General features: G+C 49.3%; 16 protein-coding genes. 10 read left to right on the forward strand and 6 right to left on the reverse strand.

Annotated elements, in window-relative coordinates; all coding sequences use genetic code 11:
• Positions 1-85: 85 nt before the first annotated feature.
• Positions 86-1,414, reverse strand: coding sequence for a Gfo/Idh/MocA family oxidoreductase (locus GA003_09800; GenBank protein ID QXD30221.1), 1,329 nt, complete (start codon positions 1,412-1,414; stop codon positions 86-88).
• A gap of 111 nt (positions 1,415-1,525) precedes the next feature.
• Here GA003_09800 and GA003_09805 point away from each other — a divergent pair, with 111 nt between their 5' ends.
• The gene (locus tag GA003_09805) at positions 1,526-2,554 is read left to right on the forward strand and encodes a DUF1080 domain-containing protein (protein ID QXD30222.1); all 1,029 of its coding nucleotides are present in this window, start codon (positions 1,526-1,528) and stop codon (positions 2,552-2,554) included.
• Between the two features lie 132 nt (positions 2,555-2,686).
• On the opposite strand, the gene GA003_09810 is transcribed toward GA003_09805, so the two are convergent.
• A complete protein-coding gene (locus tag GA003_09810; protein QXD30397.1) occupies positions 2,687-3,925 on the reverse strand; it encodes a glycoside hydrolase in 1,239 nt (412 codons plus the stop codon).
• A 41-nt stretch (positions 3,926-3,966) separates the two neighbouring features.
• Positions 3,967-5,382, reverse strand: a complete 1,416-nt coding sequence (locus tag GA003_09815; GenBank protein QXD30223.1) for a sulfatase — start codon at positions 5,380-5,382, stop codon at positions 3,967-3,969.
• 123 nt (positions 5,383-5,505) lie between these two features.
• Here GA003_09815 and GA003_09820 point away from each other — a divergent pair, with 123 nt between their 5' ends.
• From GA003_09820 to GA003_09835, 4 genes are read left to right on the forward strand one after another with little or no spacing between them, the layout of a single operon-like run.
• The gene (locus tag GA003_09820; protein QXD30224.1) at positions 5,506-6,858 is read left to right on the forward strand and encodes a sulfatase; all 1,353 of its coding nucleotides are present in this window, start codon (positions 5,506-5,508) and stop codon (positions 6,856-6,858) included.
• A 10-nt stretch (positions 6,859-6,868) separates the two neighbouring features.
• Complete coding sequence (locus tag GA003_09825) at positions 6,869-8,233, forward strand: sulfatase-like hydrolase/transferase (protein QXD30225.1); 1,365 nt, start codon at positions 6,869-6,871, stop codon at positions 8,231-8,233.
• Positions 8,230-9,483, forward strand: a complete 1,254-nt coding sequence (locus GA003_09830) for a hypothetical protein (GenBank protein ID QXD30226.1) — start codon at positions 8,230-8,232, stop codon at positions 9,481-9,483. The genes GA003_09825 and GA003_09830 overlap by 4 nt, the downstream gene beginning before the upstream one ends.
• Positions 9,480-10,364 carry an alpha/beta hydrolase gene (locus tag GA003_09835; protein QXD30227.1) on the forward strand — a complete coding sequence of 295 codons (885 nt, stop codon included), beginning with the start codon at positions 9,480-9,482 and terminating at the stop codon, positions 10,362-10,364. The genes GA003_09830 and GA003_09835 overlap by 4 nt, the downstream gene beginning before the upstream one ends.
• A gap of 270 nt (positions 10,365-10,634) precedes the next feature.
• Here GA003_09835 and GA003_09840 read toward each other — a convergent pair whose 3' ends face one another.
• Positions 10,635-11,123 carry a hypothetical protein gene (locus GA003_09840; GenBank protein QXD30228.1) on the reverse strand — a complete coding sequence of 163 codons (489 nt, stop codon included), beginning with the start codon at positions 11,121-11,123 and terminating at the stop codon, positions 10,635-10,637.
• A gap of 65 nt (positions 11,124-11,188) precedes the next feature.
• On the opposite strand from GA003_09840, the gene GA003_09845 reads away from it, so the two are divergent.
• On the forward strand, positions 11,189-12,622 hold the full coding sequence (locus GA003_09845; protein QXD30229.1) for a sulfatase: 1,434 nt from the start codon (positions 11,189-11,191) through the stop codon (positions 12,620-12,622).
• A gap of 65 nt (positions 12,623-12,687) precedes the next feature.
• Positions 12,688-13,008 carry a hypothetical protein gene (locus GA003_09850; GenBank protein QXD30230.1) on the forward strand — a complete coding sequence of 107 codons (321 nt, stop codon included), beginning with the start codon at positions 12,688-12,690 and terminating at the stop codon, positions 13,006-13,008.
• On the opposite strand, the gene GA003_09855 is transcribed toward GA003_09850, so the two are convergent.
• Complete coding sequence (locus GA003_09855; GenBank protein QXD30231.1) at positions 12,967-13,914, reverse strand: nitrilase family protein; 948 nt, start codon at positions 13,912-13,914, stop codon at positions 12,967-12,969. The two genes, GA003_09850 and GA003_09855, sit on opposite strands and share 42 nt — an antisense overlap.
• A 157-nt stretch (positions 13,915-14,071) precedes the next feature.
• On the opposite strand from GA003_09855, the gene GA003_09860 reads away from it, so the two are divergent.
• The 3 genes from GA003_09860 (at position 14,072) to GA003_09870 (ending at position 18,599) form a co-directional block, all read left to right on the forward strand.
• A complete protein-coding gene (locus GA003_09860) occupies positions 14,072-15,427 on the forward strand; it encodes a sulfatase-like hydrolase/transferase (protein QXD30232.1) in 1,356 nt (451 codons plus the stop codon).
• 70 nt (positions 15,428-15,497) lie between these two features.
• Positions 15,498-17,048 (forward strand): sulfatase-like hydrolase/transferase, encoded by a 1,551-nt coding sequence (locus GA003_09865; GenBank protein QXD30233.1) that lies wholly within the window; start codon positions 15,498-15,500, stop codon positions 17,046-17,048.
• Positions 17,049-17,111: 63 nt separating this feature from the next.
• Positions 17,112-18,599: an acyl-CoA synthetase gene (locus GA003_09870; protein ID QXD30234.1), complete on the forward strand. Its 1,488-nt coding sequence runs from the start codon at positions 17,112-17,114 to the stop codon at positions 18,597-18,599.
• Here the strand turns inward: GA003_09870 and GA003_09875 are convergent.
• On the reverse strand, positions 18,596-20,188 hold the full coding sequence (locus tag GA003_09875; GenBank protein QXD30235.1) for a sulfatase: 1,593 nt from the start codon (positions 20,186-20,188) through the stop codon (positions 18,596-18,598). The two genes, GA003_09870 and GA003_09875, sit on opposite strands and share 4 nt — an antisense overlap.
• Positions 20,189-20,219: the final 31 nt, after the last annotated feature.

Raw genomic sequence — 20,219 nt, forward strand, 5'->3', positions numbered from 1 at the left:
ACAATAATTCGCGGTGTTACCGAGGAGCAATGCGACGACACCTCAACAAGCGAAGCGTAGAATAACAAGCCGCTCCTAAAAAATCCTAACCGACCGCTTTGATCTTCCACCCACGGCGGTATTTCTTGGATACAAATGCGTTAGCTTCTTCGAGATTGGTAAAACGAAGGGCATCCGAATCCCACTCCAATGTTTCACCTTTAAACTGCTGGGCGATGTTACCTAAATTAACAGCTTCCGTAAGAGGACCTGCATAGTCAAAGCCATCTGAAGGTTGTTTACCTGAAATGCATCCATCGACAAAGCCATGGTAGTGATTCAAGTCCTCTGCCACTTCGACACTTCCTTCCGGGTAATTTTCCTCGGGGTAAAAGATCGGAGCACCAATATGAGGAACAGCGACACTGCCCTCAGTCCCAATGATCAAGGATCCATTCGTAGGCAGCGCGGTCGTTTCTGGAACATGAGAGCCAGCAACCGATGGGTACAGTCCTCCATTATACCAAGTAATTCGGATGCGTTCCTTTTCAGTGTATTCAGTTCCAGGGAATAGATAATTGACCGTCGCCTGTGCTGGCCAGACCTCGTCATTCATTCCGGTATGGTCGGCAACAATCTCAAACGGACCTCCCTTCATGTTCAAGGCAGAGAATACTGGATCCAGAATGTGGCAACCAAAGTCACCCAAAGCGCCTCCTCCGAAATCCTGAAAATCGCGCCAGCCAAATGGATGGTAAATACCCTCGCCACCATAAGGACGCTTTTTCGCAACCCCCAGCCAAAGGTCCCAATCCAAGGTAGAAGGTATTTCAAGCTTTCCCTTGGGTCGGTCTATTAAACCTGAGTAGCCATGTCCGGTTCGTCTAATCCATGAATGCACACGCTTCACTTTGCCGATCTTGCCTTGTTGAATGGCTTTTACAGCCGTGCGATAAGCCGTGTGAGAGTGAATTTGATTTCCCATGCGGGTAATCACCTTCGATTTGGCAGCCTGCAGCGTCATTTGCCGTGTCTCCCAAACCGTATGCGTCAAAGGTTTTTGGCAATGAACATGTTTACCACGCCGCATGGCATCCAAAGCAATATAGGCGTGCATATGATCCGGGGTGGAAACCGTGACGGCATCAATCTGATCGCCCATCGATTCAAACATCTCTCGGTAATCCTGAAACACCGCGGCTTTTGGCTGAACTTCCAGCGCCTTCTCGGTTCTGGCGAGATCTACATCACACAATGCCACATGAATGACACCGGGATGATCTGCCATCTTGGTGATATCCGAATAACCCTTACCATCTGTACCAATAGCGGCGATCTGGAGCTTGAAGTTCAGGTTACTACCCCGGACGAATGCAGGAGCAGCAACTAAGGCTGTGGCTGAAGTTTTGAGAAATTGACGACGGGACGTTTTCATAGGGTAACTACAATCTGAACCGCTGAAGGATTGGATTCAAGCTAGGAAGTTGAACCACCCCAAAAGTAGAATTGCCTTGAGACCTCTCATCGAATGCAAGATACAGAATCTATGAACAAACAGTTTACCCTAAGAAGTCTAATTATCCTTATTACCTTTTTATCCAGCCAACCTGCACTGCAGGCGATCACTCCCAACTCCGGTTTTTTTGACCGCTGGGCACTGACGATTCCCAATGGCCGAGCTGGTTGGTTGGAGGTAACCAAGGAGGATGGCTACTACGACGCCAGTATTCTATGGGGAGGCGGTAGCGTTGTCCCGGTCGATAACGTCGTTTTTCAAGACGCAGACACCATGGTTATTACTCGTTCGAGGGAAGTTAAACGCACAGATTCATCCGGCAAGGTGGTTCGCACCCAGCGATTTTCCCACGCCATTTATGCGACCATAAACGGTGACGAGCTGGCGTTCACTATTTATGAGCCCCAAATCAATGGCAAAGGCATCAAAGTCTCCGAATTCACTGGCAAACGCATTCCCCCTCTACCGCCCAAGCCCAATCTAAAAAAAGTTAAATACGGCAAACCCATTGCACTCTTCGACGGCAAGAGCCTCAACAAGTGGAAAATTCTTGAAGAAAGAGCACCCAATGGATGGAGCGTCAATAATGGCACCTTGTTCAACAATCCGGTGCACAAGGAAGGCGATCCGCATGTTCGCTACGGCAACCTTCGCACCAAGCAAGAATTTGAAGACTTCAATTTAAAATTAGAAGTCATGGTTCCTGAGAAAGGTAACAGTGGCATCTACTTGAGAGGCATTTATGAAATCCAGGTTGCTGCTACCTATGGCAAGGGCCTGGACTCCCACTTCATGGGCGGCATCTACAGTCGGGTTGCTCCAGCCATGTTAGCAGAAAAACCTACAGGCGAATGGCAAACCTACGACATCACGCTCGTCGATCGACATGCGACGGTGATCCTGAACGGAAAAAAGATTCATGACAACGTGCCTCTACAAGGCTGCACTGGTGGCGCTCTCTGGTCAGACGAATCGAAACCTGGCCCTATCTACCTCCAAGGTGACCACACTCAGGCCAGCTATCGAAATATCGTACTGACACCGGTGGTTAAGAAATGAGGAATTAATCACTAATGGACACTAATGTACACGAATACTTGGAAACTCTAAAAAGCGTTCTGAGTAACGGCCTTTTTGATTCGTGTCTATTCGTGTAATTCGTGGTTAACTTTTACTCCCTAATCTTCATTTTTACCTGTCAAACTTCAGCTGATTCAGAGGTCCGTCTGACGAATCCAATTGATCCTCGCCATCGGTTAACCATTCCAGGTTGAACGATACGACACTCATGGCCTGGTTTTTGAAGTGATTGCCTTCGAAGCCTTCGATCGTGCCACCTTCGTAAAGAAGGTGAACCATGGCATCCTCTGTCACGGCCATATCCGAATACCCTGAGATACCCGGATCGACGACCTTGGAAACCGGCCAAGTGTGACCCTCGTCATAGCTCATACGAACGGTCAGGTTAGTACGATGACGATTGCGAGCTGAGCGGGGTGTTGATTGTTTACTGGCCATCCAAGGATCGTGACGACTGTCCGGGTTACAGAAAAGGATACGGTTTTTGGACTGCGCTGGCTGCATCGAATAGCGAACCATACTGGCAAAACAAATAGGTTCGAAGAAAGCGTCATGAAAGAACGGTTCCGACCAGTTGGTAGCACCATCTTCACTATAGCTGATCAAGCGACGATAGTTGATGGATTCATTCCGACTATTAAACATCACTCGTCCATCGGCCAATTGAATGACCGAGGTTTCGTTAGGTATCACTGAGACGTCGTTGTCCGGAACAGCTACTTCCCCGGCCCTCCAGGTTTTCCCATGATCATCACTGTAGACAGAGACGACAATCGAGGGACGGTGCCCACGATGATTCGGTCCGAATTCCTTTCCACCACCATCAGATAGCCAAAACGGAACCACCAATCGCCCGTTCATCATCTGAATGCCGTGACCCGGTCCCGGGGCCAAAACAACCCAGGGGTAGATCTCTTTGAATTGATCAATAACGGACGTAATCTCGATGGGATCACTCCAACTCAGACCATCGTCGTCCGACTTTGTGTAGAAACATTTCGCATAGTCGATTTGATAGAGCAGATGCACCTCACCCGTCTCATAATCGGTAATGGGCATCGCGTTGTCGCAAGGTAGATCACCGTCTTCGACTACCACCTGAAGCGGCTCCCAGGTTTTGCCCATGTCGGTGCTACGTCGCATGACGATATTGATAGGATCCCAGTCACCGCCTTTTCCTTTTCTAGCCGCAGCAAAGGCCAACAAGGAGCCTTCCTTGGTCGCAACCATGGAAGCGATACGATACGTGAAATACCCGTGGGTGCCAGCTTGGTAGAGCACCTGGCGATTGATCTCAGGTGCGGCAGTGAGGGCAAGGCCGCACAGCATTAGGGAAATTATTGAGACTATGAACTTCATAAATGGGTCGAAGCTAAAGCAGCTCCTACAGATTAATTGCTACCCTGATACAGAGGATTCGACCTCATCGGATCCGCGCCCACTTCAAGACGCCAAGCCTGTAATTCGGCCAAGAGTGACTTCGCAACAGCCGAACGTTTGTTAGCCAGGTTGTTTTGCTCACTCACGTCATCGGCCAAGTTGTAGAGTTCAAGCTCTCCGGTGTCATATTTTTCAATGAGCTTCCAGTCACCCTTGCGAATGACACCTGAAGGGAAACTTTCCGGATGCTGATTGTAGTGAGGATAATGCCAGAAGATAGCATCACGATCAATCCGTCCTTGATTTTTCAATACCGGCGATAAGTCTACGCCATCGAGGTGTTGCAAAGGGCGCATGGGCTGTTCTGCTGCCGCCAATATAGTGGGATAAAAATCGGAACTGGTTACCAACACATCTGAAACGGAACCCGGCTTTGTAGCCCCGGGCCATTTGATGATGACTGGGACACGCAGACCTCCTTCATAGTTCGAACCCTTGTTAGCCCTTAGTGGAGCATTCTTGGTCGCTTTCCACATGCCACCATTATCGCTGGTAAAGATTACCAAGGTATTGTCTTCAGCGCCGATATCTCTGACTGCATTCATGATTCGGCCGACACTATCATCCACGCTTTCAACCATGGCAGCATAACGTGGGTCTCCCTGACTCTGGTCCTTGGGAATCTTCTCATACTTCGCCACCTTGTCGGGCTTGCCTTGAAGTGGAGTATGCACTGCGTAATGCGACATCATGAGAAAGAACGGCTTGTCCTTGTTATCCCGGACAAACTTCTCCCCTTCCTCGGCTAAGCGGTCCGGCAAATAATCCCCGTCTTTGCCCGAAAGTGGATTATCCTTAAATACTTTCAGACCGCCCGCCGTTGGTATCGTCCAACTTCCCTCAAACGGATACCAATAACTGCCAGGTGCGCCATAGTCCCGGCCGGCCACATTTAAATCGAAGCCTTGGTGCTCAGGAAAATAATAAGGCAAAGGTCCCAGATGCCACTTTCCCATGAAAGCGGTCTTGTAGCCGCCCTCACGTAATGCTTCGGCAATCGTAAATTCCTCTAAAGGCAGATTCGAAATATAGCGGGCTTCCTGCTTCATGTATTTCTTGGCATCCCATCGACCAGAAGGCAGCCACTGGGTTAACAGAAGGCGCGCCGGATATTTCCCTGTCATCACCGCTGCTCGAGTAGGCGAACACACATTGCAGGCGGCATAACCGTTGGTGAAAAGCATGCCGTCGGCCGCCAGTTGGTCGATATTGGGAGTCTGATAATAGTCGCTGCCACTTGCCCCTACGTCATTCCACCCAAGGTCATCGATCAGAAAGAAGACGACGTTGAGGGGCTTTGCCGTCGACGCGAGCGGCCAAATGCCAGCCATTAGACAAAAAAGAAGAAATAGTTTCTTAGGACGCATAAGTATAAATTAAACCAGATTTGAGAAAAAAGAAAAGTGTAGAGAATACAGACAAAGCCCACACTCTACATTGACCTGTATCTCTAATGTACCAAAGCTTCGGTTTTTACTATCACCTACCCTATGAAAACTACCCTGAAAGCGCTGTTTATTCTTTCAATCCTAACGCTAGGCATACAAGCCGCCGACAAACCCAATGTCATTCTCTTACTCAGTGATGACCAGGCCTGGAACGATTATTCCTTTCTAGGGCATCCAGATGTTAGGACCCCGAACATCGATCAACTGGCCGGTGAATCAGTGACCTTCCCCAGGGGCTATGTGCCTACCGCTTTATGCCGCCCCTCATTAATGACCCTGGCTACGGGACATTATGCTCACCGTCACGGGGTAACCGGCAATGACCCTTCACCCAAATACGCGGAAAAAGATTCGCCACTCTACAACGAGCGCAGAGCCCAACTCATTTCCTACATCGACGAATTCGATACCCTGCCTGAGCTACTCGGTGAGCAGGGTTATCTCAGCCACCAGAGTGGTAAATGGTGGGAAGGTAATTTCACACGTGGTGGATTCACCCACGGCATGACTCGAGGCTTTCCGGAGCCGGGCGGACGACATGGTGATGATGGACTCAAGATCGGCCGCGAAGGACTTCAGGAGATCTACGACTTTGTAGACATGTCGGTCGAAGAAGATAAGCCCTTTTACTTGTGGTATGCTGCATTCCTTCCTCATACGCCGCACAATCCGCCTGACCGTCTTCTCAACAAATACAAAGACCACCACCCACTCACCATCGCCAAATACTACGCCATGATCGAATGGTGGGACGAAACCTGTGGCGATATTGTCAACTATCTCGAAAAGAAAAACATTCGGGACAATACCCTCATCGTTTACGTCGGTGACAATGGCTGGATTCAGCATCCCGAAAAACGCGGTTACGACGCACGCTCCAAACAGACACCCTACGAAGGCGGCATCCGACAACCCACCCTTTATTCATGGCCTGAAAAACTTAAGCCTGCCCATCGCATGGACTTGGTAAGCAGTATCGATATTTTACCTACTATTCTTGCCGCAACCGGTGCCCGCCAACCGTCGATCGAGATTCCCGGCCTGAATCTGCTTCCCTCGATGGAGGAAGGATCGCCTATCAAGCGTGACGCCATCTTCGGCGAATCCTTTGCCCATGACGTAGCGGATATCGAAAACCCAGAGACTTCCCTCATCTTCCGCTGGTGTATCCAAGGAGACTGGAAACTACTTCTCACTTATGATGGAGAAGTAAACCGCTACAAGACCACTCATCCTCGCGAAGAAAAACGCCCACAGTTCTTCAATCTTCGAACCGACCCCCATGAACTCACCAACCTCGCCGGGGATAACCCAAAGGTGGTCGCTCGCATGGTTAAAATGATCGATGACTGGTATCCGGTTAAAGAGCGAAAGGTTCTCAAAAAATTTAATTAATACCAGGGAGATGAAACCTCTATTGGCCTTCTTATCGATCGGGTTATCTTTATACCTAGCTGGCCCCACCCTTCAAGCAGTCGAACAGCCCAACATAGTTGTTCTTTTTGCAGACGATTCCGGCTATGCCGATTTCGGTTTTCAAGAAAGTGTTCGTGACGACTTCAAACACCTTACCCCGCACATTGACAGCATTGCCGACGCGGGAGCTCGGTTTACCAACGCTTATGTAACCGCTGCTGTTTGTTCACCCTCTCGTGCGGGTATGATGACTGGACGTTATCAGGAGCGCTTCGGTCATGAAACCAACTTACCTCCCGGCACTCAAAACGGCTTGCCCTTGTCTGAAACGTTCGGTGTTAAACGACTACAGAAAATCGGTTATACAACGGGACTCATCGGAAAGTGGCATCTTGGCTATCCTGATGCGTTTCACCCCAATAAAAGAGGCTACGATGACTTCTATGGTTTGCTTCAAGGATCCCGTCCTTATTACCCCATGGAAAAGACCACCAAGGATCGGGTCATTCAAGATAATGGAGTTAATACTCCCGAGTCGAGTTACGTAACCGACAGGCTGGGAGATGCTGCCTGTGAATTCATTAAGAAAAACAAAGACAAACCGTTCTACCTCTTCCTTTCTTTTACCGCACCCCATGGGCCACTCCAGCCACGCATGAGCAGTTACGACGCCCAACGCATAAAACACATTGCGCATGAGCCACGTCGGAACTACGCAGGATTGATCGTAGCTATGGATGACAATGTCGGAAAGGTTCTCAGCACCCTCGAGAACACAGGGCTGAACGATAACACCATCGTTATTTTCACCAACGACAACGGCGGCCCTGGAGGCAAGGACTCGACCAGCAACTATCCACTTCGCGGCTACAAAGGCGGTCTTTACGAGGGAGGTGTTCGTGTGCCCTGGGCCATCGCCTGGCCCGGCGTTATTGAGCCTGGCATGGTCATCGATACCCCGGTCAGTACGATGGATATTTTGCCGACTGCGTTTGAAGCTGCTGGCGAACCCATCGATCCTTCATGGGGTCTGGACGGACACAGCCTGCTCCCTCTTTTCGGTGCTTCTCAAAAACCCTTTCCAAACCGCACTCTTTACTGGCGCCGCAGTGGCATCGAAGGCCCTATTTCCTTACGTGTTGGAGATTGGAAACTGCTCAATCGAAATACACCCGATGGGAAACCTGAGCTCTACAATCTCGCGTCCGACATAGGCGAAAGCAAAAACGTGGCGACAGAACATCCCAAAGTCCTGAAACACCTTCTAGTCAAATTAGACGCCTGGGAAAAAGATTTAGTTACCCCACTTTGGGGTCCCGGTAGTCTTGACTATAAAGATCCCAAGAAAAAATGAAATGCTCTATCTACATCTCCTTTCTGCTCGTTGCGATTTCCACCTCAGCCGTTGCAGTTGAGAATCTGGAAGTTAAACAAATCACTGAAGGTCCCGAACACCACTTCTTCGGCTACATCGGCCATGTTCAGAATATTTCCTGGAATGAATCGGAGCGTTACATCCTGGCTCTTCGTTCAACCTTCCAGGACCACCTACCAGAAGGCCATGAGCCGGCAGATGTAATCTTGATCGATACGCAGAACAACAACCAAGTAATCAAAATCGAAGAATCTCGTGGCTGGAATCCGCAACAGGGGACCATGTTCTACTGGAATCCTCTCAAACCGGATACCCAGTTCTTCTTTAATGACCGAGATCAAAAGACAGGGAAAGTCTTCACGGTCCTCTACGACATTGAAAAGAAACAACGCATTCGGGAATACCGTTTCGAGGATCACCCGATTGGCAATGGAGGAGTGATGCAGGAAGGCGGTTACTTTTCCGGCATCAACTACGCCCGCATGGCACGGCTACGTCCGGTAACCGGCTACAAAGGTGCCTGGGACTGGACCGAGAGTGTTTTGCATCCCAAGGACGACGGTATCTACAAAGTGAATACCGAAACCGAACAAGCCAAGGTCCTGGTATCATTCCATCAAATGGCCGAGGTCATTCGTAAAACCGAGCCCCATATCGACCACCTGGCACTGTTCATCAATCACACGCTTTGGAACCGTGAGGGAGATCGACTATTTTTCTTTGCACGAGCTGGATGGCGCGGAAACAGAACACATCCCCGTGTAAACGTTCCTTTTGTCGTCAACGCCGATGGTACCGGACTCAAACGTTTGAAAACCTTTTTTGGAGGGCATCCCGAGTGGGATTACGGACAGCGAATGATGGGTGCCTTAGATGGACGCCAAGTGATCTACGATGTGGATCGAGATCAAGTCGTCGGACACCTGGGTAACCAAGAGATTTTCCCAGACCCGGAGGGTGACATCACGCTCTCCCCCCAAGGCGACTGGTTTGTCAATGGCCACAAAGACAAGGGAGCTGCCAAAAACTACTACACCTTCTACCAACGATCCACCAATAAGTGGTTTCGCTCCCAGGGATTCGACATTGGTCAGTGGATATCCGGTGATCTTCGACAGGACCCCTCCCCGACCTGGAATCGCAGCGGAACCAAGATCATGGTTCCAGGCCTGGTCGGCGACACAACACCCAGTCGCCAATTGTTCATTATCAGTCTACCTGAAAAATGAGTTGGCAGGGCCTAACTATTTTATGCTCGTTTCTACTCTCTGCCCTCATTCAATTAAGCGTCGCACAGTCCATGAATGCACCTGATCCCAAACGCCCGTTAGATGCCATCGCAGACCAACTGGAACCATCGACAAAAGTGGTCTATAAAACAGTCGGTGATCGATCACTAAATCTGCACATCTTCAATCCAGCCGATCACAAAACCTCGGATAAGAGAGCTGTATTCATCACCTTTCACGGAGGAGGCTGGGTAAACCGGGACGCCAGGTATTTTTATCCCTTCGCCGATCATTTTGCTCAACAGGGAATAGTCGGGGTCAGCGTCGAGTATCGACTCCATGACAAAGACGCAGATGTCTCTGTCTTCGATTGTGTAAAAGATGCAAGATCCGCGGTCCGTTACGTGCGTAAGCATGCAAGCGAGCTTGGCATCGACCCCAATAGGGTGATTGTCAGCGGCGGCTCTGCCGGTGCGCATCTAGCTGCGGGCACAGCCCTTTTCGATGAGGTAAATGACACCAGCGATGATTTTTCCATTTCAACAATCCCGGATGTGTTAATCCTCTATTACCCAGTCATCGACACTTCCGTGGACGGTTATGGAAATGAGAAAATTGGTGAGCGATGGAAAGAACTCTCCCCCGTCGATCAAGTCCGCGGTGGCATGCCACCTACACTGGTTCTCCACGGCACAGGCGATGAAGTAACTCCCTATGCCGGAGCCAAACGATTTGAAGAAAAAATGCTGGAGGCGGGAAACAAGTGCCAGCTCATCACCTACGAAGGCGGCAGGCACGGCTACTTCATTTTCGATCTCGACCTATTCCAGGAAACTATGGAGCAAACTGATAGCTTTCTTAAGTCCAACGACCTAATTTAAAGCAGCATCCAGCTTTTCTATAAGATTTTTGATATCGCGCAGGCTGTATTGGTGCGAGATGAGGTAGGATTCTCCTTCAGCAAGACATGCTTTAAGAATCGAAAGAAAATTTTCGTCCTCTTTAAAGGCATCAAAGTTTCTCATTTCGGATAATCTTAGAATGGATATGAAATCGGGATTAATGATGTCTGCAGAAATATACTCTCTTTTAAAGGGCTTCGAACCAAAATATTTCCTCATCGCAGGAGATATCTAAAAGTTGTAAAAATGCTAAAGGTCCTCTTCCTTAGCCTGTATGTAGGGATATCCGAATTGGTAGAGATTAGTAACTGCTCTGCGAAGTTCATCATCATTTACCAGATCAAGTCCTTTGTTTTGTAAAAGCTCATATCCTGCCGTCTTAGGAGTGAATCCAGGATAAAGCACGGCTAACAATAAGTAGACGCCATAAGACTCATCGTAGGCTAAATCATCCCGTGCGATCTCTAACAATTTACGTGAAGACAATTGCTGATTCCTGAGGTGGGCCAAATTCCGATTGAATTCTTCCAAATCCATTTCCAGGTCAGATCGTATCTCTGCTAATATCGAGAGCTCAATTTGCCTGTCCTTCCTCGATTCGTTCCAATTATTCACCTGGAGGGCGATCAGGATGCCGATTACCACGAGAATTATTTCACCCACCGCGTAAGTCAGGTAGCGCGTCACTTTGCTTTTTTCTAATAACCCCATCCTGATCTTGCTGAAAAAACGAATCATTCAGACCCAAGCTACTAACGATTCACGATTTGCCACAAACGAATTATTCTTGGTAAAAACAAACGATGAGCAGAGACCTTCGATCGCCGTTCCAATTATTGAATTACGGATTCCTTATTTTATGTTTTCTAACTGTGCTTTTGAGTACGGCGATTGCTCAAGATGCGAAGACGCAAAAAAATGTGCTATTCATCGTATCCGACGACCTGACGAACCGACTGGGCAGCTACGGTGATCCGATTGTTCAATCACCTAACATCGACCGCCTAGCTCAGAAGGGCGTCCGCTTCGAGCGAGCATATTGCCAGTATCCACTTTGTAATCCCAGCCGAGCTTCCTTCATGACGGGCCGCCGTCCAGGGACGACCGACGTAACAGAAAACAAAACCCATTTTCGAGAAGCCTTGCCCCAAGTAGTAACCTTACCACAGCTCTTTCAGAAGCATGATTATTATGTAGCACGTTCTGGGAAGATCTTTCACTACGGTGTTCCCGGGGGAATCGGAACCAGCGGCTTCGATGATGATCCATCCTGGCAGCAAACAGCCAACCCGAAAGGCCGAGACCGTCTATCGCATGATCGGCTAATTAACTACACACCCGAAATGCACTTGGGAATCGCCTTGGCCTATTTGAAAGATGGCGGTGAGGACACAGAACAAACCGACGGCATGGTCGCGACTGAAGCAATCAAAATGATGGAAGCCAATAAGGACCGTCCTTTCTTTATTGCTGCAGGCTTCTTCCGCCCCCACGTGCCAAGCGTGGCAACGGAGAAGTACTTCGATATGTATAATCTTGAAGACGTACAGCTTCCGGAAACACCTCCCCAGAATCGACCTTCATTACCAGATCCCAGCTACGATTATTGGGAACCCAACTACGGGCTCGATACGGTGAAACTTCGGACTTTTACCCAGGCTTACCTGGCAACTATCTCATTCATGGATGCACAAGTGGGTCGGCTGCTCGATGCACTGGACCGACTCGAACTGACGGACAACACCATCGTTGTTTTCTTCTCTGATCACGGTTGGCTTTTGGGCGAACACGGAGGCCAGTGGCAGAAGCGCAGTCTTTTTGAAGAATCGGCTCGTGTACCGCTCATCATCTATGATCCTTTGGCTAAAGGAAATGGACAAAGCAGTTTACGCATAGTGGAGCTCATTGACCTGTTCCCTACCCTGGCCGAACTCTGCGGACTTCCCCTTCCCACAGGTCTTGAAGGAGCCAGCCTGGCACCGCTCCTCGAAAACCCTTCTCATACTTGGAGCAAGCCAGCTATCACTGAGGTCGTAAGACGTAAGGACCGCTCCATCAAAGAAGGCATCAACGGTCGATCCTTGCGAACCGAACGCTACCGTTACACCGAGTGGGATGGTGGCTCAAAGGGCATTGAACTCTACGATCACCAGACGGATCCCAATGAATGGTTTAACCTCGCCGCGGATCCAGCCCACAAAAAGACCACCGAGCGTCTTAAAGCTATGCTTCCATAGAGTCAAAGAGCTGAGTGAAGTTTGTCCTCCTTGACGGACTGATAGCACGGAGCTAAGCATAAGGCATGGACACCTCCTTCACCAATACCAAGGAAAGTATATCTCAGGCCCGGCGTGACGCCACTAATTGGTCAGGTCTAACACGAGCTGATAAGATCCGGTCCATTGAATTGGAAGGTTACTTGGTTTTACCGGATCTGCTGACACCCGATACTTTTGAGCAGATTATTGGAGAGCTTAGCCAGTTACCGACTCGAGGAGTTGATTATAGTAAGCATCAACGCGGTTACTCCAACGTACAATGGACTGACTCACCTAAAACCATACCCAAGACACTCATTCAATTAAGTAAACCGAGCTTCACGGGCACTCACTTCATCGCCTGACGTTTTGGCAATACCTTGATACAATTCCGGTCTACGTCCTCGCATCCAGCGACGCCCTGAACTTTTTTCCAATAGCTCCAAATTCAAATCAGCCAGAACCATGGTGTTATCGGGCGAGCAGGTTTCGGCTAGAATGCGACCGTAAGGATCAATAACCATGGCGTTGCCCGTCCTGATCTCATTGTCATCTAATCCCACCCCGTTACTGAAAATAATAAACAGGCCGTTGTCGTGAGCCCTAGAAGGCAACCAACACATGAGCCACTCTCTTCCATTCGGACCTTTGAGTGCTTCTTCCAATGCTTCGGGATTCCGGTCTCGTTTTTCCCAGAGCTGGATATCGATCCGCTTCATGCCGTGTGGACTTCCGGAATGGCATCCGCCGGTCTGGTGAGGTGCCAAAAGAATATCCGCACCTTCAAGAGCAGTCATGCGAACATTCTCAAAGATGTTGTTATCATAACAAATAAGCACACCGATCTTATAACCCTGTTTCGTTTCAAACACGGTGTATTCATCCCCACTCGACATATGCTTATTAATGAAACAATGCAGCTTTCGATGGCAGTGAACCTGACCATTGGGCTCAACTACGACATAGGAATTGTAGAGCTTTCCATCTGGAGCCATTTCAATAAGACCTGCACCGACAATGAGTCGATGTTGTTTAGCCAGCCCGATAAGGGCTTGGGTGGATGGCCCTTCCGGCACCGCCTCGGCCAGACCTTCAAGTTGAGTTCTTCGAAAGTCTCGTAAGTGCCAATAGCCCGTGATGCACATTTCAGGAAAAACAAGGATCTCCACCTTCTCCATCGAAGCCTGCTCACAAAATACTTTTATGGTATTTAGGTTCGCACTTTTATTTCCAGGGGCGTGGTTAAACTGAACGGAAGCTACTTTGATCATAATATTTCGTTACCAATTGAAGATTAGATCCATATATATGAGAGAACTCAAGTAACCTATTATCACCCGCCAACGGCAACCAAGGTCATGGTTCATCCTCGCATTTGGTTCATTCAAACTTACATTCCCATCTTCACCCAAAGAAATACCCATGAAAATGCCTCCATTTATCCCCAGCCTAGTATTGGTAATACTCTGCACTGCTACCGCACTGTTCGCCGCCGAACGTCCCAATATTGTAGTCATTCTAACCGACGACCAGGGTTACGCGGATATCAGCTTCAATCCGAATCACCCGAAGGAGGTTAACACGCCTCATATGGATAGCCTGGCCAAAGAAGGAGTTTTCTTCACACAAGCCTATACGAGTGGTGTTGTATGCTCTCCCACCCGAGCAGGCATGATGCTGGGAAAATATCAGCAACGCGTAGGCATCTATACCGCAGGTGAAGGTGGCAATGGCTTTGATCCCAAACTTAGGATGTTCCCTGGTTTTCTACCGGACGAATATACATGTACGGCCATTGGTAAATGGCATCTGGGTCTCGACAACGATTATCCCGAGTTGAAGTGGCACGCCATGAATCGTGGCTTTGACGAAGCCTACAAGTTCATGGGCCGTGGAGGACACGACTATTTTGAATCCAAAGGAGTCAATGGCGACGACTACGCCCCCATCTACCGGAATAAGACTCGTATTCCCGCCGATGAGTATGAGGGCTATCTCACCACGCGGCTTAGCGAAGAAGCGGTCGCCTTTATCGATCGCGAGAAGGACAATCCCTTCTTCCTCTACCTGGCTTACAACGCGGTTCATACCCCAGCTCAGGCCCCGCAAAAAGATATCGATGTCTACAAGAAAAAGTATCCTTACCTCTCAGAGCGAAGAGCGACACTTATGGCCATGCTTGAGCACCTGGACAAAGGAGTCGGTTCCGTAGTCAACAAATTGAAGGACGAAGGTATCTGGGACAATACGCTCTTGTTTTTCTTAACCGACAACGGTGGCGCCGGAGCCATGGAAGCTGACAACGGCATCTTGCGCGGTTTCAAGCAGCAGGTCTATGAAGGCGGCATCCGCACCCCGTGGATCGTTAGTTGGCCCAAACAATTTAAAGGGGGTCGAAAAATCGATACACCGGTGATCTCCTTTGACATCTTGCCTACCGTGATGGACGCACTGGATCTGTCTCCCCCCGAAGCCAAACACTTCGACGGGAAAAGCATCCTGCCATTGATCGAAAGTAAAACAAAATCTCATCACGACGTTCTCTTTTGGGATACCGCCAGCCCAAAGGCCGGTTGGGCAGTGCGCAAGGGTCACTGGAAAATCCGTGGTGACGCGAAAGGCTTGGAACTTTATAATTTGGCAAGCGACCCATCTGAAGCAAAGGATCTTGCGAAGAAGCAGCCTGAACGCGTGAAAGCCATGGAAGCGCTTTACACTGCATGGCGATCTGAAATGGCACCCCCCGTTTCAGAGTCTCAAAAGAGAGATAGACGAAACAGGTAACGTACTCTTATTAGGAGATCGTTCGTATTTTTGTCTCCACTCCATGTGACCAGTGACCATACTGGTCACTATGCCTACCTATCGACTTGCTACCTGTTTCCTCTATGCTTGGACTTTTTTGTGCGTTAGTATCTTCGTAATCGCTGACTCCAGACCCAACATCCTCTTTATCATTGCGGACGATCAGGCTCCCTTTGACCTGAAAACTTACGAACCAGACTCCATTCTCGAAACGCCCCATATCGATCGCCTGGCCCGGGAAGGCATGGTCATTGATCAAGCCTATCACATGGGGGCCTGGGTCAGTGGAGTCTGCACACCTTCACGCCATATGATCATGTCAGGGCGCACATTGTGGCATACACCCAATCGACCAGGCCGAGATAACAACCCTCATTGGAATAATCCTGACATGGTCCCACCGGATCTGGTCAAGAATACCCTGGCTGCGGTATTCAATCGAGCTGGCTACGATACCATGCGGACCTGCAAGCGGGGCAATAGCTACGAAGCTGCCAATGCGGAGTTTACGGTCCGGCGCGATGCCGATAAGCGTGGTGGAACAGACGAGACGGGCAGCGCATGGCATGGAGAGCAAGTTTTAGACTATCTGAACGAACGCGAAGCAGCCAAAGACCAGGATCCTTTTCTCATATATTTTGGGTTCTCTCATCCGCATGACACTCGTGATGGAACACCTGAACTTCTGGCAAAATATGGCGCCGTTAACCATATCGATCCAGATACCTTACCGAAAGCTCACCCCAAACAACCTCCTTTACCCGCCAATTATCTTCCAGGACACCCATTCCCGTTTCGTCTCCCTGGTGCACGGGATGAAGAACGAGTGAGCGGCGTCTGGTTCAACCGCGACGAAAGAACCATTCGCAATGAGCTTGGTCGAGAATTCGCCTGTAGTGAAAACATCGATATTCAAATTGGCCGTGTATTGGAAAAGTTGGAATCAATGGGTGAGTTGGAAAACACCTACATCATTTATACCTCCGATCATGGCATAGCCATCGGCCGTCATGGTCTCCAGGGAAAACAGAACCTGTATGAACACAGTTGGCGCGTTCCTTTCATCGTTAAAGGCCCGGGAATCAAAGCAGGTTCCCGCGAGCCAGGAAACGTTTACCTACTCGACGCACTCGCCACGCTCTGTGATTTAGCCGGTATTGAAGCACCCGATACAAATGAAGGCCTAAGCTTAAAACCCGTCTTAACCGGTAAAAAGAAAACGATACGAGATGTCATTTATGGAGTATTCGCTGCTGAGACACGGCCTGGGTTACGCGCGGTTCGCAAGGGCGATTGGAAGCTCACCAAGTACGACGTCTACGATGGCAAGTATCAGATCACTCATTTGTTTAACCTGGCAGACAATCCCAACGAATTTATCCCCGAACACCACGACCCTGCGGTTGTAGCATTAACCGGAATCGAACCACAAAGCCATCAGACCAACCTGGCCGAACATCCCATTTATGCCGACAAACTCGCCGAAATGGAAGCAATCCTCCTCGAGCAGATGCAGAAGCACGATGATCCCTTCCGCTTATGGAATCAGCCCAAAGGCATAGCAAATCCGGACATGAAAAAAGCTCATAAATTCTATTGAGTGGTACGCTCGGGTAACGACTCTCTCTAAAACTAATTCCAAAGAGCGTTTTCTATAAACTTCATGCAAGAGCTTCCTTTATTTACTCGAGCACGCGGACATGGCGAAAAGATCGCCATTCGCTCTGGCACCAAGGATTCCAGTTACAAAGACTTGTTCACCCAATCAGCTAGCTTGGCTTATAGGTTATTAGACGGAAAAGACGACTTAAAGGAAGCACGGATCGCCTTTCTGGCTCCAGCAGGCTTCGAGTATGCAACCATTCAATGGGGAATCTGGCGTGCCGGTGGAGTTCTCGTCCCTTTATGCTTATCCGCAGCCGAACCGGAACTGGAGTATGCGCTCCTCAATTCAGAAACGAGCATGGTCGTGGCGACTGAAGATCAAAACGCCAAAATAGCAGCTCTTTGCCAACAACTCGACATACCGCTAATTGTCCTTGAGCAGTTGGTTCTCGTATCCGTAAAACCGCTACCCAAACTGGATCCTTCAAGGAGAGCCATGATTCTTTATACTAGCGGTACCACTAGTAAGCCGAAGGGTGTGGTTTTATCTCACGCAAATCTTCAGGCACAAATTGAATCCCTGGTCGAAGCCTGGGAGTGGCAGACCAACGATCGCATTCCGCTTTTTCTACCACTCCACCATATTCACGGAATCATCAATGTGCTTTCCTGCGCCCTATGGATGGGTGCAACCGTCGAAGCCTTTCCAAAGTTTGACAGTCCTAACATTTTGAAACGAGTCGAAGAAGACGCCTACACCGTTTTCATGGCCGTGCCCACTATCTATGTAAAACTGATTGAAGCACTGGAAGCACTGGCGGAAGAGGAACGAAGAGCAGTAGTCCGAGGATTCAAAAACCTGCGACTGATGGTGTCAGGATCGGCCGCCCTACCTGCCAGCGTTCATAAAGCCTGGACTGAATTAACAGGACAAAAGCTTTTAGAACGCTATGGAATGACCGAAATCGGCATGGCCTTGTCCAATCCATTTCATGGTGAACGTCGGCCAGGAGCTGTTGGCAAACCCCTACCACAGGTCGAAGTTCGACTCGTGGCCGAATCAGGCGAATGGGTGACGGTTGAAAACGAACCAGGAGAAATTCAAGTGCGCGGCCCCTGTGTCTTCAATGAATATTGGAAGCGTCCTGATGTTACAGCAGAGTCATTTGAAAATGGCTGGTTCCGCACCGGAGACATGGCCGTCATAGAAAACGGTTACTACCGAATAATGGGGAGACTCTCCGTAGACATCATCAAGAGTGGAGGTTACAAATTATCGGCTTTGGAAATTGAGGCCGTGCTCTTACAACACCCTTTGATTAAAGAATGCGCTGTGATTGGGCATCTGGATGACACCTGGGGTGAAGTTGTTGCAGCAGCCGTGGCCCTTGAGGAAGGCTCAAGCCTGGCGTTGGATGACCTCCGGGATTGGTGTCGCGACAAACTCTCTCATTATAAACTTCCTAAAAAACTTCTGATCGTAGAATCACTACCCAGAAATGCCATGGGTAAGCTTACAAAACCCGCGGTAAAGGAGTTGTTCTAATTCTGCCCCTGAGCTTGCCTTCTATTGGGACCATCCGAGTTCTCGCCACGAGGCCGGCGACCACCACCCTGTCCTGTTTGAGGACCTTCTCCGCGAGGACCAGTCTGAGCACGCCCTCCAGGACCCCCCTGCCGTCCAGCTCCGCCACGACCACCTCCACGAGCGCCGCCTATTTGCGGTGCATTCTTCTTGGGGAGCCATTTAGCCAGTCTGGTTTTATGACCTGCATAGCCGGAATCAGAGGCCAGATTGTGCCATTCATGGGGATCATTTTCGATGTCGTAAAACTCTTCAGAACCATCGGGATAACTCAGATATCGAAACCGCTCTCCAGATACCACATGCGTTCTAAAGGCGGAGGAAGAAACCACGGCACGATCAGGACGCTTATTTGGATCTTTTAACAAAGGAACCAAACTTGTTCCTTGAACGTGGTCAGGCGCTTTCAGTCCAGTCAACTCAGTTAGAGTGGCATAGAGATCCATGGTCGAAACGGGAGAATGGGAAGTACTACCGGGTGTGGTAACTCCTGGTGCAACGACAATAAAAGGAACGCGATGCGACTCACCCCAGAGAGATCCTTTCCGCCAACGACCTTTTTCTCCCAAATGAAACCCATGGTCCGACCACAGGACGATGATGGTATCGTCTGCTCGGCCGCTTTCATCCAGTGCATCCAAGATTAGACCAAGCATCGTATCCGCAAAACTTATACTTGCGAGGTACCCCTGAACGCCTTCCTTCCATCGTTTGAGAGATTTATCTTCAAGCACCCAATCATGGAGAGCAAAAGAACTCGTTCTGCCGGCAGGACCTCCCCTCGAGGTAGCAACCGGGGAAACATCATCCAAATCTCCTTCCAAAACTTCTGGGAGCTGAATACTTTCCAATGGATATAGATCAAAATAAGATTGCGGAACGAACCAGGGTTCGTGTGGCCGGTAGATTCCCACGGCGTTAAACCTGGGACTCTCACTTTGTTCGAGTATTTTTTCAACAGACCAGCTTACCACCTGTCCATCGCCAATAGCTGAATCGTGGGCAACTACTGGTGACCAGTCAAAATTCCGCTCAGGACCTCCATTCGCTGGCCGTTCGTGAGGACCGATTTCATCTGGCAATTGCCGGTCCAAGGATGGCCAGAAAGCATCCCAACCATTTGGATCGTTATATCCGAGGTAAGCAGCAGGGGCAAAAGTTGAGCCGTGGAATAACTTTCCTGCCCCGACGGTCTGGTAGCCTGCCTCTCTAAAAAAGCGAGGAATGGTCGCTTTATCCTTAGTGGCATCTATGGTTCTCCAATCCGGTCCATTGCCAAAAATACCTGTACTCGAAGGATGAAGACCTAACATAATAGCGGTTCGAGTTGGGTTGCAGATCATGGATGGACTATGCGCATTGGTAAATGTTATGCCACGCTCAGCAAGTCGATCCATGTTGGGCGTCTTGGCTTGTTCATGCCCTAAGGGCCCAATCCAATCGTTCAAGTCATCGATGGATATAAATAATATATGGGGCCTTTCACTTGCTTTAAGAAACGACGCGATAACGAGTATCGCACCAACGAGTATGAATCTAGATTTTGCCATAGTTTGTAACCGGATTGAGAAGTTGCTTTGC

Source organism: Opitutia bacterium ISCC 52, from assembly GCA_014529675.2.
Lineage (GTDB): Bacteria > Verrucomicrobiota > Verrucomicrobiia > Opitutales > UBA2995 > UBA2995.